Below are 14,689 nucleotides of genomic sequence, written 5' to 3'. Positions count from 1 at the left end.
ACCCGCCGCTCCGCCGTCGCAAAGGACACGCCGTGCCGTACACCGCACCCGATCCCTTCACCACCCGGCCCACCCTCGAAGGGTCGTTCGGCGTGAGCGCCTCGACGCATTGGCTGGCGACCGCCTCCGCCCAGGCGGTGTTGGAGCGCGGTGGCAACGCCTTCGACGCCGCCGTCGCCGGCGCGTTCGTGCTGCACGTCGTCGAACCGCACCTGAACGGACCCGGCGGGGACATGACCGGACTGTTCGCCACCGCCGAGGACCCGGGCCGGCCGGTGGTGCTGATGGGCCAGGGCCCGGCCCCGGCCGCCGCCACCCGGGAGCACTACCTCGCCGAGGGCCTGGAACTGGTGCCCGGTTCCGGTGCGCTCGCGGCCGCGGTGCCCGCGGCCGTGGACGCCTGGCTGCTGCTGCTGCGCGACCACGGCACCTGGGAGCTGGCGGACGTGCTCGACTTCGCCATCCATTACGCCCGGGCCGGGCACCCGCTGATGCCGCAGGCCGCCCGGACCATTGCCGCCGTTGCCGACCTGTTCACCGAACACTGGCCCAGCTCCGCCGCCCAGTGGATGCCGCAGGGGCGGCCGCCGCGGCCCGGTGAGCTGGTCACCAACCACGCCTACGCCTCCGTGCTGGAGCGGCTCATCAAGGCCGGGGCCGGCGCGGCGGGCCGCGGGGAGCGCATCGACGCCGCCCGCACCGAATGGCGCGGGGGCTTCGTGGCCCGCGCCGCCGTCGAATTCCTCCAGGACCCGCATATGCACTCCTCCGGCACGCTGCACGCCGGGGTGATGACGCTCGAGGACTTCGCCGGCTTCGAAGCCGGGTACGAACCGGCCGTGACCTATGAGTTCCGCGGGCACACCATCGCCAAGACCGGCGCCTGGGGCCAGGGTCCGGCGCTGCTGCAGACCCTGGCCATCCTGGCCGGATACGACGACGAGCTGCTTGATCCGTCCACTGTGGAGGGCGCGCATCTGATCCTCGAGGCGCAGAAGCTGGCCATCGCGGACCGCGAGGCCTGGTACGGGGACGCCGACGTGCCGCTGGATGTGCTGCTCGGCGAGGAGTACACCGCCACGCGCCGGGCGCTGATCACCGAGGAGGCCTCGCACGGGTTCCGGCCCGGGCAGCTGCCCGGCCGCACCCCGTTCACACCGCCGCTGCGGACCGAATACATGCCGCCCGCCGTCGCCTCCGCCGGCGGCACCGGCCCGGCCGGCGTCGGCGAACCCACCGTCTCGCCCACCGGGGAGAGCAGGGGCGACACCTGCCACATCGACGTCGTGGACCGCTGGGGCAACATGGTCTCGGCCACCCCCTCCGGCGGCTGGCTGCAGTCCTCCCCGACGATCCCCGAGCTGGGCTTCTGCCTCGGCTCGCGGCTGCAGATGACCTGGCTGGAGGAGGGCGGCCCGTCCACCCTGGCCCCGGGCCGGCGGCCGCGCACCACGCTCACCCCCACGCTGGTGCTGAAGGACGGCCTGGCCGTGGCCGCGCTCGGCTCACCCGGCGGCGACCAGCAGGACCAGTGGCAGCTGCTCTACCTGCTGCGCCGGATCGTCGGCGGCTACACGCCGCAGCAGGCGATGGATGCTCCGGCGCTGCACACCACCTCCATTCCCGGCTCCTTCTGGCCGCGCACCTGGACCCCCGGCGGCGCCGTCGTCGAGGACCGGCTGGGCGAGGACGTGATTGCCGGGCTCGAAGCCCGCGGCCACCGCATCACGCGGGCCGGAGACTGGGCGCTGGGCCGCCTGTCCACGGTGGAAAAGGACCCGGCGGACGGGCGGCTGCGCGCCGCGGCCAACCCGCGGGGCGCCCAGGGCTATGCCGCCGGCCGCTGACCCGGCGGCCGGCGCCGCCGGGAGCCGGCCGCCGGTGGAGGACGAGATCCGGCGGGACATCATCTTCGGCGCCCTGCCCGCCGGCACCCGCATCACCGAGGCGTCGCTGGCGCGGCGATACGGGCGGTCGCGGGTCCCGGTGCGTGAAGCACTGCGCGCCCTGGAGGCGGAAGGCTTCGTAGAGTCGAAGAAGTACGCCGGCTCCACCGTGGCCCGGATCCCCACCGACGAAGCCGAAGACCTCTTCGCGGTCCGGGAGGTGGTGGAAGCCGCGACGGCGCGGCGGGCGGCCCTGGCTGCAGCCGCGCAGCTGGCCGCCGGGACCCCCGACCAGGCCTGGTGGCAGGCACGCCGGGAAGTGGCCGAGATCCTGGACGCCGGGGACGCCGCCGTCGCCGCCGGGCGGCTGGAGCTGCTGCCGGAACTGAACGTGCGCTTCCACCTGGGCGTCGCCGCACTGGCCGGCAGCCGCTCCCTGACCGCGCTGCTGCGCCAGCTCGCCGGCAAGATCGAATGGCTGTACGCGGCCGACGTCGACAACCGCGGCAAGGACTCCTGGGCCGAACATCGCCGGATCATGGCGGCGGTGGACGCCGGCGACGGGAAGCGGGCCGGGGAGCTGATGCGGGGGCACGTCCACCGGTCCGGCAGCGGGTACCTGAGCCGCTTCGTAAACTGAGCGCGGATCCGGCGCGGGCCCGGCCCGGGCGGGGCGGCAGGCGGCGGGCCGGAGCCGTCGGCGGTCGTTCCCATTCACGGAGGTGCCGCCTATAGTTCCAGGGAAGGGGGAACCCTCCTACCGTGAGCGAGGCTTGTCATGGCCAACATCACCACCGTTCCCGTTACCAAGCTCGGCATTGTCGGCGCCGGCAGCGTGGGGACGTCCCTGGCCTACGCGGCGATCATCAGGGAAGCCGCCCGCGAGATCGCGCTGTACGACATTGATGCCACCCGGGCGGAGGCCGAGGGCCTGGACCTGGCGCACGGGACGCAGTTCACCGGCGCCAGCACGGTCACCGGCGGCGGGGACATCGAGGCCCTCGCCGGAGCGGACATCATCGTCATCACGGCCGGTGCGCGGCAGCAGCCGGGCCAGAGCCGTCTGGACCTGGCCGGGGCCAACATCCGCATCCTCGAAAAGCTGATGCCGCAGCTGATGGAACAGGCGCCCGACGCCGTCTACGTCCTGGTCACCAACCCGTGTGACGTGCTGACGATTGCGGCGCAGAAGATCAGCGGCCTGCCGCGGAACCGGATCTTCTGCTCCGGCACGGTGCTGGACACCTCGCGCCTGCGCTGGCTGCTGGCGAAGGAAGCCCACGTGCTGATGACCAGCGTGCACGCCACCATCATCGGCGAGCACGGAGACTCGGAGTTCCCGGTCTGGTCCAACGCCACCATTGGCCCGGTGCCCCTGCAGGACTGGCGGGTCAGCGGACGGCAGGTCTTCACCGATGAGTTCCTGGCCGCTGCCACTGACGACGTCGTCAACGCCGCCTACCGGGTGATCGAAGGGAAGGGCGCCACCAATTACGCGATCGGCCTGGCCGCGGTGCGGATCGTAGAGGCGGTGCTGCAGGCGGAAAACGCGGTGCTCCCGGTGTCCGCGGACCTGTCCGGAACCTACGGGATCAGCGGCGTCGCGCTGTCGCTGCCGACCGTCGTCGGCTCCGGCGGGGTGTACACGATGCTGGAGATGCCGATGAGCGAGAAGGAACACGGCCAGCTGATGGCCTCGGCGGAGCAGCTGCAGGGCGAACTGGCCAAGCTGGGCATCAGCAGCTGAGCAGGACGGCCCGCTCAGCCGGGTCGGCCGCGGCGGCGCCGCACCGCCCGGGGCAGGCCCGGGCGCCGGGGCTCCGCCGGGCCGGGATCAGGCCGGCCCGGCGGATGCGCGCAAAGTGGACATGGCCGCTTCCAGACCGCGGGAGGTCTGCGCGGCCACGTCCTGGAGCTGCTGCTCGGCGGCCCGGCCGAACAGGGTCTGCGGCGACATGGCCTCCACGACGGTGACGGGATCGTTGCGTTCCTGCCGGACCACCACGTTGCACGGCAGGATGGTGCCGGCGGCCGGGTCCAGTGCCAGCGCCTCGCCCATCAACGACGTGTCGCAGGCCCCCAGGATGCGGTAGTCGCCCAGCTCCGCCGGAGCGTCCGTCCCGAGCTGGGCAGCCAGGTCGGAGTCGCTGAGGATCCCGAAACCGTGCGCGGCGAGGGATTCCTTGGTCAGCCGCACGGCTTCGTTGAACGGCATGCGCATGGCTACGGTGTACATGTTTTCCACGACGGCCTCCCGGTCAGGGCCGCACGGCGGGCTGCCGGACGGCTTCCTTTCAGGGTAGGCACCGCCGTCGCACCGGCGGAAGGCACCGGGCCGCCGCAGGGGTCAGCGTGCGGGAGCCTGCTCCGGGGCCGCACCGTCGCGGCGGGCCAGGCGGCCGGCCTCCTCGAAGTCCGCGTCCAGGCCGGCCGGGGCCTTGGTCAGCAGGGACACAACGACGGCGAGCAGCAGGTTCACGGCGAAGCCGGGGATGATCTCGTACAGGGTGGCGGAGAGTTCGGAGCTGCCCCACGCGAACGCGGTGACCGCTCCGGCCGCCATGCCGGTCAGGGCCCCCGCGACGGTCAGCCGCCGCCAGAACAGGCAGAGCAGGATGGTCGGGCCGAAGGCGGCACCGAAGCCGGCCCAGGCGAAGCCGACCAGGTCCAGGATCGAGTTGCTGCGGTCCAGGGCCAGCAGCACCGACACCACCGCGACCACCAGCACGGCGCCGCGGCCGAGCATCACCATGGCGCGCTGTGAGGCCTCGCGCTTCACCACGATTTTGTACAGGTCCTCCACCAGGGCCGAGGAGGTGACGATCAGCTGCGAGGAGATCGTGCTCATGATCGCCGCGAGCACGGCGGCGAGCACGAACCCGGCGGCCAGCGGGTGGAACAGCACCTGCGCCATGGTCAGGAACACGGCCTCGGGGTCGCTTAGGGTGAGGTTGTTCTGCTGGAAGTACGCGGCGCCGACCAGTGCGGTGAGCACGGCGCCGACGACGCTGAGCAGCATCCAGCCGACGCCGATGCGGCGGCCGGCGACGGCGTCGGCGGGGGAGCGCAGGGCCATGAACCGGACGATGATGTGCGGCTGGCCGAAGTATCCCAGCCCCCAGGCCAGTGCGGAGATCACGGCCAGGGCGGTGGTGCCGGTGACCGGGTTCAGCATGGCCGGGTCGATCTCCCGCAGCGATTCGGTCATCCCCGACGGGCCGCCGACCAGGAACAGGCCCGTGACGGGCACGGCGATCAGCGCCAGCAGCATCATCAGGCCCTGCACGACGTCGGTGTAGCTGGCGCCCAGGAACCCGCCGAACAGGGTGTAGGCAATGGTCACGCCGCCGACGATGAGCATGCCGGTGGTGTAGCTGGAGCCGAAGGAGGACTCGAAGAACACGCCGCCGGCGACCATGCCGGAGGAGACGTAGAAGGTGAAGAAGACCAGGATGATCACCCCGGAGACCACGCGCAGCAGCCGGGTGCGGTCCTGCAGCCGGTTCTCGAAGAAGGACGGCACGGTGATCGAATTGTTGGCCACGAGCGTGTACGTGCGCAGCCGCGGCGCCACGAACTTCCAGTTCAGCCACGCGCCCACGGTCAGGCCGACGGCGATCCAGGCCTCGGTGAGCCCGGACAGGTAGATCGCCCCGGGCAGGCCCATAAGCAGCCATCCGGACATGTCCGACGCCCCGGCGCTGAGGGCGGCAACTCCTGGCTTCAGCCCACGTCCGGCGAGCATATAGTCGTCCAGGTTTGAGGTCCGCCGGTAGGCCCACCAGCCGATGCCGAGCATTGCGGCGAGGTAGAGGATCAGGGCAATCAGCTTGTACGTTTCGTCAGTCATGTAGCCGTTCCGGTTGGTCGCGTGTCACGTAGGTGTCGGTTCCAGCGGCCTCCGTCCGCGGCCTGCCGCGGTGGCGCAGGCCACAAACGCCCACCAGTATGCCAAGGCCACACCGGCACGGCTAATTTGCTATTCGCAGCCCGTTCCGTCTCCGTCGCCGTCCAGGCCGGCCCGGTAGCCGGGATCTCCCTGGCGGATCGGCGCCGCGCCGGCGGCGCGGACGGCAGCGCAGTTCGCGTAATACGTGTCCGTTCCGGGCCCGACGGCGGGTCCGGGCACCACGGCCTCGGGCGCCGGGGCCGCGGGCGCTGTGTCGGCGTCGGCGGCGCCGGCCGCGGCCCCGCCGGCGGGGACCTCCTGGCCCGGGCAGCCGGCGAGGATCCCGGCAATGGCGTCGTGTTCGGCCTGGGTCACCCACAGGGAGTACGCGGCCTTTACGGCCACCTGCCGGGCGACATACGCGCAGCGGTAGCCGCGGTTGGGCGGCAGCCAGGTGGCGGCGTCGCCGTCGCCCTTGGCCGCGTTGGTGGGCCCGTCCACGGCCAGCAGGTTCAGCGGGTCGTTGGCCAGCGCGCGGCGCTGCCCGGCGCTGAGCTGCTGGGCGCCTTTCTGCCACGCATCGCTGAGCGCCACCACATGGTCGATCTGCACGGCGGTGCTGGTGTCCTGGCCGCGCACGAAGGAGATGGTGCTTCCGGTATAGGGGTCGGCCAACGTGCCGGAGGCGACCTTGCAGCCGCCGGCGTTGGCGAAGACGACGTCGGTGAGCTGGGCCCTGAGGATGTCGTTGCGGGTGTCGCAGCCGTTGCGGTCCACGTCCTCCCAGGCCTGCCCGAACTGCTCCCGGTCATAGCCGGTCTTCGGGGCGCGGCCCTTGACCGGCAGGGTGGCCAGCACATCGATCGCGGCGGGCCCGGCGCCGGTGCCGTCCGCCGGGGGCGCCGCCCCGGCGTCGGTGGCCGCCTGCGGTTCCGTGGGCTGGGCGGGGACGCCGGCGGCGGAGGATGCCGCCTGGGACCCGGCGGCGGTGGCCGGAGCATCCGCCTCGCAGCCGGCGGCGGACAGGGCCAGGAGCGGGGCCGCGAGCAGCACGCCGAGGCGGCGGAGGGCGGAGGCAGAGGACGGGGCGGCGGGGGAGCGCATGGGCAGAACTTCAATTCCGGAAGACGAAAAGACCACCGTTATCCTATGGCAGGCCCGGCTCCCGGCTCCCGGCGCCGTGCCCGGCGCCCTGCCCATATTCCTACCGGCGGCGGAACACGGTGTCCTGCCAGTCCTTGTGCGCGGCCGGGTCCCGGCTCATCATCACGTGCTTGACGTTGGTGTACTCCTCGAAGGAGTACGCGGACATGTCCTTGCCGAAGCCGGAGGCCTTGTACCCGCCGTGCGGCATCTCCGACACGATCGGAATGTGGTCGTTGATCCACACGCAGCCGGCCTCGATCTCCGCCGCCGCCCGCAGCGAGCGGTCCAGGCTCCGGGTCCAGGCGGAGGCCGCCAGCCCGTAGGCGGTGTCGTTGGCCAGGGCCAGGCCCTCGTCGTCGCTGCCGAACGGCAGGGCGGTGAGCACCGGGCCGAACACTTCCTGCTGCACGATCTCCGCGTCCTGCGGCACGCCCGTGACCAGGGTGGGGCGGTAGAACGCCCCGCCGGCCAGGCTGCCGCCGGGTGCCTCGCCGCCGGCGAGGACCTTCGCGCCGGCCGCGCGGGCCCGGTCCACGAAACCGGCCACCTTGTCGCGGTGCGCGTGGCTGATCAGCGAGCCCAGGTCGGTGTCGGGATCCACGGGGTCGCCCACCCGCACCGCGTCCATCAGCTCCGCGACCCGGGCGGTGAACGCGTCGAACAGCGGGGCCTGGATGTAGGCGCGGGTCGCGGCGGTGCAGTCCTGCCCGCCGTTGATGATGGCCCCGGCCACCGCGCCGTGCGCGGCGGCCTCGACGTCGGCGTCGTCGAACACCAGGAACGGCGCCTTGCCGCCCAGCTCCAGGTGGACGCGCTTGGCGGTCCGCGCGGCCAGGGCCATGACCCGGCGGCCGACGCCGGTGGACCCGGTGAAGGAGGTCATCACGACGTCGGGGTGGGTCACCAGGGCCTCGCCGGCCTCGGGCCCGGTGCCGGTGACGATGTTGATGACGCCGTCGGGAATCCCGGCGGCGGCCGCGGCCTCGGCGAAGAGCAGCGACGTACCCGGGGTCAGTTCGCTGGGCTTGAGCACGATGGTGTTGCCGGCGGCGACGGCGGGCAGGATCTTCCAGCCGGCCATCTGCAGCGGGTAGTTCCAGGGCGCGATCGAGCCGATGACGCCGATCGCCTCGCGCCGGATCATCGAGGTGCCGCCGGCGCCGTACTCGCCCGCCGCGAGGCCGTGCAGCTGGCGGGCCGCGCCGGCGAAGAACGCGGCGTTGTCCACGGTGCCGGGCACGTCGAACTCGGCGGACATGCGGATGGACTTGCCGGTCTGGGCGGTTTCCACGCCGGCCAGCAGAGCCGCCCTGGCGTCCAGCTCTGTGGCCAGCCGGTGCAGTGCCTCGGCGCGCTCGCCGGGGGTGCGCCGGGACCAGCCGCCGAACGCCCGGGCGGCGGCGGCCACCGCGTCGTCGACGTCCCGGGCATCCCCGTAGCGCAGGGTTTCGGCCGGCTCCCCGGTCGCCGGATCGATCCGCCGCGCTTCGGCGCCGCGGCCGGTCCGGTAGCGGCCGTCGATGAACAGGTGGCCTTCACTGAACTGGTGCATGGAGTGCTCCGGGTGGGGTAGTGGCGGACAACAGCAGGAACGGGCAGAGGGGAAGCGGACGGACGAGGGCGGGCGGCGGCGCCGCCGTCAGGAGTCGAAGCCCATGCCGACGGCGTCGAGCACCTTCAGCAGGGGACCGCGCCGGCCCTGCCGGCGGTCGGCACGGATCATGGCGGCGGTGGTGAGCTTGACCCCGGCCCAGGCCAGCGGCTCGGGCGGAAAGGGAATCGGCTTGCGGCGCACCATCTCAAGCCGGGTCCGCTCGGTGGATTCTCCCGAGAGCAGGTCCAGCATCACGTTGGCTCCGAACCGGGTGGCACCCACGCCCAGGCCGGTGTACCCGGCTGAATAGGCGACCTTCCCGCCGCAGGCGGTGCTGAAGAAGGAGAAAAAGCGGCTGCAGGTGTCGATGGCTCCGCCCCAGGCGTGGCTGAAACGCACGTCGCCGAGCTGGGGGAACGTGGCCGAGAAGTGCGCGGACAGGCGTTCGAAGGTCTCGCGCCGCTGGTCGTGTCCGGGCTTCAGGGAGCGGCCGTAGTGGTAGACCGCGTCGTAGCCGCCGAACAGGATGCGGGTCCGCCCGTCCCGGTCGGTGGTGGGCCGGTAGTAGTGGAACCGGTTGTTGAGATCGCTGATGCCCTGGCGGTTCCGCCAGCCGAGGTCGGCCAGCTGCCCGTCGGTGAGCGGTTCGGTCATCAGCGCGTAGTCATAGACCGGAACGGTGTACAGCCGGGTCCGCTTCAGCAGCGAGGGGAAGGCGTTGGTCGCCAGCGCCACGCGGGCGGCGGTGACGGTGCCGCCGTCGACGGCCAGGCGCACCCGGTCCCCGCCCTCCGCGAGGGCGCGGACCGGAGTGTGCTCATGGATTTCGACGCCGGCGGCCAGGCAGGCGCGCTGCAGTCCCCAGGCCAGCCGCGCCGGATGCAGCAGGGCCGCGTGCCTGCGGTCCCACAGCCCGGCCAGGTAGAGCGGAGAATCGAGTTCGCTGCGCACCGCGTCCCGGTCCAGGAAGACGACGTCGGGGTCCCCGCCGGCCGCGCGGGCCTCGTCCTGCAGCCACTGCACCTGGTGCGGTTCGGTGGCCACCGAGATGGTGCCGGTGCGCTCGAAGCCGCAGTCGATGCCGTAGCGGGCCACCGTCTTGGCGATTTCGTCCAGGTTTTCCAGGCCCATCCGGTTCAGGAGGTCGGCTTCGCCGGGCAGGTGCTTCAGCCCGTTGGCGTCTCCGTGGGTCAGCGACGCCTCGCAGAACCCGCCGTTGCGCCCGGACGCCGCCCAGGCCACGCGCCGGCCCTCGAGCAGGATGACCCGCCGGCCGGGGTCCCGTTCCTTGGCCATCAGCGCGGTCCACAGCCCGGCGTAGCCGCCGCCGACGACGGCGAGGTCCGCCGCGGCGTCGCCGGCGAGGGCGGGCAGCGGGTCCGGCCGGTCGGGGTCGTCCAGCCAGTACGGCTCGGTGGAGGCGTCGGCGAGGGAGCGGGCGGTGCGCTGCGGGGACAGGCCGCGTTCGGCGAGGTCGTAGGAGGTGAGCATGCCCTATCCGCCCGTGGTGTAGGTATCGGCGATGGCCATCACTTCATCGAGGACGCCCAGCCCGGTGCGGGCCTGGTCATCGGTGAGGTTCAGCGGCGGGGCCACATGGATGCGGTTGAAGTTGGCGAACGGCAGCAGCCCGCGCTCCTTGCAGGCGGCGATCAGCGTGTTCATGGCCGGGCTGGACCCGCCGTAGGGGGCCATCGGCTCCCGGGTGGCGCGGTCGGTGACGAACTCGATGGCCCAGAAGGCGCCGGTGCCGCGGACCTCGCCCACGCTGGGGTGCTTTTCCGCGAGCGCGGCCAGGCCGGGCCCGAACACCTCGGCGCCGAGCCGGGCGGCGTTTTCCACCATGCCTTCCTCCCGCATGGCGCCGATGGTGGCGACCGCCGCGGCGCAGGCCAGCGGATGGCCGGAGTAGGTCAGGCCGCCCGGATAGGGGACGTCGGCGAAGGTCGCGGCGATCCCGTCGGAGATCGCGACGCCGCCGAGGGGAACGTAGCCGGAGTTGACGCCCTTGGCGAAGGTGAGCAGGTCCGGCTCCACGCCGGCGGCGTGTTCGACGGCGAACCACTTGCCGGAGCGGCCGAAGCCGGCCATCACCTCATCGGCGATGAAGACGATGCCGTACTTTTCGGTGATCTTCCGGACTCCGGCGAGGTAGCCCGGCGGGGGCACCATGATGCCGGCGGTGCCGGGGATGGACTCGAGGATGAGCGCGGCGAAGGCGCCGGGGCCTTCGAGCAGGATCAGCTGCTCCAGGTGGTCCAGCGCCCGACGGCACTCCTCCTCCTGTGTGGTGGCGTGGAACTGGCTGCGGTACAGGAACGGGGCGTGGAAGTGCACGGTCCCGGCGGTGCCGTAGTCGTTCGGGATGCGGCGCGGGTCGCCGGTGACGTTCACGGCCAGGGCGGTGCCGCCGTGGTAGGAGCGGTAGGCGGAGAGCACCTTGTAGCGGCCGGTGTGCAGCCGGGCCATGCGGATGGCGTGTTCGACGGCGTCGGCCCCGCCGTTCGTGAAGAACACCGTGTCCAGGTTGCCCGGGGTCAGCTCGGCGACCAGGCGGGCGGCCTCGGACCGGGCGTCGTTGACGTACTGCGGGGCGACGGTGCACAGCTTGGCGGCCTGCGCCTGGATGGCGGCCACCACCTTGGGGTGCTGGTGGCCGATGTTGGTGTTGACCAGCTGCGAGGAGAAGTCCAGCAGCCTGCGGCCCTCCCCGTCCCAGACGTAGGCGCCGTCGGCCCTCGTGACGGCCATGGGCGTGATCTGCTTCTGCGCGGACCAGGAGTGGAAGACGTGCCGGCGGTCCAGTTCATAGGCGCGGCGTCCGGCGGCCAGTTCCTCGTCGGTCACGGTGATGTTGTCTGCGGCAATGCTCATGTATGGGTGCTCCGTTGTGTGGCGCGGTCAGGCGTTCTGCGGGAAGCCGAGGTTCAGGCCTCCGTGGCTGGGGTCGAGCCAGCGGGTGGTGACGACCTTGCCGCGGGTGAAGAAGTGCACGCCCTCGGCGCCGTGGGCGTGGGAGTCGCCGAACAGCGAGTTCTTCCAGCCGCCGAAGGAGTAATAGGCCATGGGCACCGGGATGGGGACATTGATGCCGACCATGCCGACCTCGACCTCGTTTTCGAAGCGGCGGGCGGCTCCGCCGTCGTTGGTGAAGATCGCGGTGCCGTTGCCGTACGGGTTGGCGTTGATCAGGGCCAGCGCCTCGTCGTAGCTGGCCGTGCGGACCACGGAGAGCACCGGGCCGAAGATTTCGTCGGTGTAGATGGACATGTCGGGGCTGACGTGGTCGAAGAGGGTGGGGCCGAGGAAGAAGCCCCCGCCTTCGGCGTCGGCGTCCACGGCGCGGCCGTCCACCACCACGGAGGCGCCGGCCGCCTCGCCGGCGTCGATGTAGCCGGCCACCCGGTCGCGGTGCGCGGCGGTGACCAGCGGGCCCATGTCGGTGCCGCGCAGGCCGTCGCCGATGCGCAGGGTGCGGGTGCGCTCGGCGATCTTCGCGACCAGTTCGTCGGCGATCGGTTCGACGGCGACCAGGGCGGAGATCGCCATGCAGCGCTCGCCGGCGGAACCGAAACCGGCGTTGACGGCGGCGTCGGCGGCCAGGTCGAGGTCGGCGTCGGGCAGGACGATCATGTGGTTTTTCGCCCCGCCCAGGGCCTGGACCCGCTTCCCGGCGGCGGTGGCCTCCCGGTAGACGTACTGCGCGATCGGTGTGGAGCCGACAAAGGAGACGGACCGGATGTCCGGGTGGTGCAGCAGGGTGTCCACCGCCTCCTTGTCGCCGTGCACGACGTTGAACACGCCGTCGGGCAGTCCGGCCTCCTGCCACAGCTCGGCGAGCCAGTTCGCGGCCGTCGGGTCCTTCTCGCTCGGTTTGACCACCACGGTGTTGCCGCAGGCGATGGCCACCGGGAAGAACCACATGGGCACCATGGCGGGAAAGTTGAACGGGCTGATGATCGCGGCCGGGCCCACCGGCTGGCGGATGGAGTGCACGTCCACCTTAGTGGAGGCGTTCTCCGTGTAGCCGCCCTTGAGCAGGTGCGGGATGCCGCAGGCGAACTCGACCACCTCCTGGCCGCGGCTGATCTCGCCCAGGGCATCGTCCAGCACCTTGCCGTGCTCGGCGGTGATGATCGCCGCCAGCTCCGACTTGCGGGAGTTCAGCAGCTCACGGAACGCAAAGAGCACCTGCACCCGCCGGGCCAGGGACGTGTCCCGCCAGCCGGGAAAGGCCTCGGCCGCGGCCGCGACGGCGGCATCCACGGTGGCCGGGGAGGCCAGCGCCACCCGGGAGGTCACCTTTCCGGTGGCCGGGTTGGTGACGTCGGCCAGGCGGGAGTCGGCGGGGGAGGTGAAGGCCCCGTTGATCCAGTGCCGGGTGGTCTGCATGGGTGCTCCTGGTCCTCGTGCCGGTGATGAGTCTTTCGACCATCGTCGCGGCCTGCTGCGCTGCTGAGAATGGCCGAAGTGTCAGGAAATATCGGGAAACATTGACAGTGTGTAAGAACGGCGGGGTGTCGCCGCCCTAGACTCCAGCCATGAGCCTGACCCTGGAGGACGTGCTGGCGCTGGACGTGGTCCGCGCGGGAAAACCTGAGGTCTTGGCCGGCGCCGGGACCCTGGACCGGCCGGTGCGGTGGGCGCACGTCGCCGAGCTGCCGAGCCTGACGGACCTGCTGGAAGGCGGAGAACTGGTGCTGACCACGGGCCTGGCCTTCGGGGAGTCCGGCACGGCCGCCGCCGACTACCTCGACGGCCTGGGCCGCGCCGGCGCCGCCGGGGTGCTCGTGGAGATACCGGGCACCCGCCCGGCCGCCGCGGCGGCGCTCGCCGAAGGCGCGCGGGGGAGCAGCCTCCCGGTGATCCGGCTGCATCGGCAGATCCGCTTCGTGGAGGTCACCGAGGTGGTGCACCGGCGGATCGTCGCGCAGCAGCTGGAGCAGGTCGAGAAGGCCCGCCAGGTGCACGAGGTGTTTACCCTGCTGAGCCTGCAGAGCGCCGGGGTGCAGGAGATCGTAGACCGCGCGGCCCAGCTGCTCGGGACGCCGGTGGTGCTGGAGGACACCGCGCACCTGGTGGTGGCCTTCGCCGCGGCGGCGGTTCCCGCCCAGGACCTGCTGCAGGACTGGCAGCGGCGCTCGCGGGCCGCCAGGGCCACCGCGGAGACCGGCACGGCGGGGGATGAATGCTGGCTGCAGACCCCGGTGGGGCAGGGCAGCCAGCGCTGGGGGCGGCTGGTGGCGCCCTGCCTTCCCCCCGGCGGCGCAGTGGAGGCGGAGGCGGCCATGGTGCTCGAACGCGCCGGGCAGGCGCTGTCCATCAACCGGCTCGCCGAGCGTGACCAGGCAGGCCTGGCCCAGCAGGCCCAGGCCGGGCTGATCCATGAACTGCGGGCCCCGCTCGCCCGGGACGACGCCGCGGCCCTGGCCCGCGCCGTCGCGCTTGGCCTGGCGCCGTCGCCGGCCTACCTGCCGCTGGTGCTGCAGCTGGCCGCCGGCAGCGGAACCGATCCGATGTCCCTGCAGCGCAAGGAACGCGCCCTGCTGGAGGTCCTCGGCTCCGTCCTCGCCGCCAGCCGCAACACCGCGCTGGCCGCCGCGCTGCAGACCGGCCAGGTGGCGGTGCTGCTGGCGCTGCCGGCCCGGATGCTCGAGGACGGGCTGCTGGAGCGGATCTGCGGGGACCTCGCGGCCCGCACCGCGGCGGCCGATGAACCGCTGGACTGGACCGCCGGCGTCGGCCGGGCCGCTGCCTCCCTGGCCGCGGCCGCCGCCGGCCTCGACGAGGCCGCGCACGTGGCGCAGACCGCCGCGACCCTGCCGCGGAGCGGGCGGCGCTACTACCGCTCCACCGACGTCCGCCTGCGCGGGCTGCTGTCCCTGCTGCGCGAGGATCCGCGGGCGGTGTCCTTCGCCGAGGCCGAGCTGCACGGGCTGGCGGAGGGCGACGGCGCGGACCTGGACCTGCTCGAACGGTTTCTGGAAAGCGGCGGCAACAAGACGGCGCTGGCGCGCAGCGGCTACCTCAGCCGCCCGACCCTCTACGCCCGGCTGCAGCGCCTGCAGGCCCGGCTGGGCGTCAGCCTGGACGACGCCGAATCACGCACCTCGCTGCATGTTGCGGTGCTGCTTCATCGGCTTCGGCAGCGGCAGGGGCTGGGGTAGGTTTCTG

General features: G+C 72.4%; 11 protein-coding genes. 4 read left to right on the top strand and 7 right to left on the bottom strand.

Features of this window, described 5'->3' with window-relative positions:
* Positions 1-32: 32 nt before the first annotated feature.
* From AC5RUW_RS10165 to AC5RUW_RS10155, 3 genes are all read left to right on the top strand, one after another.
* Positions 33-1,847 carry a gamma-glutamyltransferase family protein gene (locus AC5RUW_RS10165; RefSeq protein WP_494160577.1) on the top strand — a complete coding sequence of 605 codons (1,815 nt, stop codon included), beginning with the start codon at positions 33-35 and terminating at the stop codon, positions 1,845-1,847.
* On the top strand, positions 1,831-2,526 hold the full coding sequence (locus AC5RUW_RS10160; RefSeq protein ID WP_494160576.1) for a GntR family transcriptional regulator: 696 nt from the start codon (positions 1,831-1,833) through the stop codon (positions 2,524-2,526). Before AC5RUW_RS10165 ends, AC5RUW_RS10160 begins: the two co-directional genes overlap by 17 nt.
* A 138-nt stretch (positions 2,527-2,664) precedes the next feature.
* Positions 2,665-3,633, top strand: a complete 969-nt coding sequence (locus AC5RUW_RS10155; protein WP_494160575.1) for an L-lactate dehydrogenase — start codon at positions 2,665-2,667, stop codon at positions 3,631-3,633.
* 87 nt (positions 3,634-3,720) lie between these two features.
* Here AC5RUW_RS10155 and AC5RUW_RS10150 read toward each other — a convergent pair whose 3' ends face one another.
* The 7 genes from AC5RUW_RS10150 to AC5RUW_RS10120 all read right to left on the bottom strand — a co-directional run bounded on the left by AC5RUW_RS10150 (position 3,721) and on the right by AC5RUW_RS10120 (position 12,907).
* Positions 3,721-4,122 (bottom strand): DUF302 domain-containing protein, encoded by a 402-nt coding sequence (locus tag AC5RUW_RS10150; RefSeq protein WP_494160808.1) that lies wholly within the window; start codon positions 4,120-4,122, stop codon positions 3,721-3,723.
* Between the two features lie 111 nt (positions 4,123-4,233).
* Positions 4,234-5,736, bottom strand: coding sequence for a sodium/proline symporter PutP (gene putP / locus AC5RUW_RS10145; protein ID WP_494160574.1), 1,503 nt, complete (start codon positions 5,734-5,736; stop codon positions 4,234-4,236).
* Between the two features lie 129 nt (positions 5,737-5,865).
* On the bottom strand, positions 5,866-6,879 hold the full coding sequence (locus AC5RUW_RS10140; RefSeq protein ID WP_494160573.1) for an HNH endonuclease family protein: 1,014 nt from the start codon (positions 6,877-6,879) through the stop codon (positions 5,866-5,868).
* A gap of 100 nt (positions 6,880-6,979) precedes the next feature.
* Positions 6,980-8,473: an aminobutyraldehyde dehydrogenase gene (locus AC5RUW_RS10135; RefSeq protein WP_494160572.1), complete on the bottom strand. Its 1,494-nt coding sequence runs from the start codon at positions 8,471-8,473 to the stop codon at positions 6,980-6,982.
* Positions 8,474-8,560: 87 nt separating this feature from the next.
* Positions 8,561-10,006, bottom strand: coding sequence for an NAD(P)/FAD-dependent oxidoreductase (locus tag AC5RUW_RS10130; protein WP_494160571.1), 1,446 nt, complete (start codon positions 10,004-10,006; stop codon positions 8,561-8,563).
* Positions 10,007-10,009: 3 nt separating this feature from the next.
* Complete coding sequence (locus AC5RUW_RS10125) at positions 10,010-11,389, bottom strand: aspartate aminotransferase family protein (RefSeq protein WP_494160570.1); 1,380 nt, start codon at positions 11,387-11,389, stop codon at positions 10,010-10,012.
* Between the two features lie 27 nt (positions 11,390-11,416).
* Complete coding sequence (locus AC5RUW_RS10120; protein WP_494160569.1) at positions 11,417-12,907, bottom strand: CoA-acylating methylmalonate-semialdehyde dehydrogenase; 1,491 nt, start codon at positions 12,905-12,907, stop codon at positions 11,417-11,419.
* Between the two features lie 149 nt (positions 12,908-13,056).
* Here AC5RUW_RS10120 and AC5RUW_RS10115 point away from each other — a divergent pair, with 149 nt between their 5' ends.
* Positions 13,057-14,682, top strand: a complete 1,626-nt coding sequence (locus AC5RUW_RS10115; RefSeq protein WP_494160568.1) for a PucR family transcriptional regulator — start codon at positions 13,057-13,059, stop codon at positions 14,680-14,682.
* Positions 14,683-14,689: the final 7 nt, after the last annotated feature.

The organism is Arthrobacter sp. Y3222053, from assembly GCF_059092805.1.
This window is presented reverse-complemented; position numbering and strand designations above follow the sequence as displayed.

What these genes read in the sequence shown, in the direction of transcription:
- AC5RUW_RS10125 (WP_494160570.1), bottom strand. Translation starts at nt 11,389, where the DNA reads ATGAGCATTGCCGCAGACAACATCACCGTGACCGACGAGGAACTGGCC.
- AC5RUW_RS10135 (WP_494160572.1), bottom strand. Translation starts at nt 8,473, where the DNA reads ATGCACCAGTTCAGTGAAGGCCACCTGTTCATCGACGGCCGCTACCGG.
- AC5RUW_RS10130 (WP_494160571.1), bottom strand. Translation starts at nt 10,006, where the DNA reads ATGCTCACCTCCTACGACCTCGCCGAACGCGGCCTGTCCCCGCAGCGC.
- AC5RUW_RS10150 (WP_494160808.1), bottom strand. Translation starts at nt 4,122, where the DNA reads ATGTACACCGTAGCCATGCGCATGCCGTTCAACGAAGCCGTGCGGCTG.
- AC5RUW_RS10155 (WP_494160575.1), top strand. Translation starts at nt 2,665, where the DNA reads ATGGCCAACATCACCACCGTTCCCGTTACCAAGCTCGGCATTGTCGGC.
- AC5RUW_RS10160 (WP_494160576.1), top strand. Translation starts at nt 1,831, where the DNA reads ATGCCGCCGGCCGCTGACCCGGCGGCCGGCGCCGCCGGGAGCCGGCCG.
- putP (WP_494160574.1), bottom strand. Translation starts at nt 5,736, where the DNA reads ATGACTGACGAAACGTACAAGCTGATTGCCCTGATCCTCTACCTCGCC.
- AC5RUW_RS10120 (WP_494160569.1), bottom strand. Translation starts at nt 12,907, where the DNA reads ATGCAGACCACCCGGCACTGGATCAACGGGGCCTTCACCTCCCCCGCC.
- AC5RUW_RS10115 (WP_494160568.1), top strand. Translation starts at nt 13,057, where the DNA reads ATGAGCCTGACCCTGGAGGACGTGCTGGCGCTGGACGTGGTCCGCGCG.
- AC5RUW_RS10140 (WP_494160573.1), bottom strand. Translation starts at nt 6,879, where the DNA reads ATGCGCTCCCCCGCCGCCCCGTCCTCTGCCTCCGCCCTCCGCCGCCTC.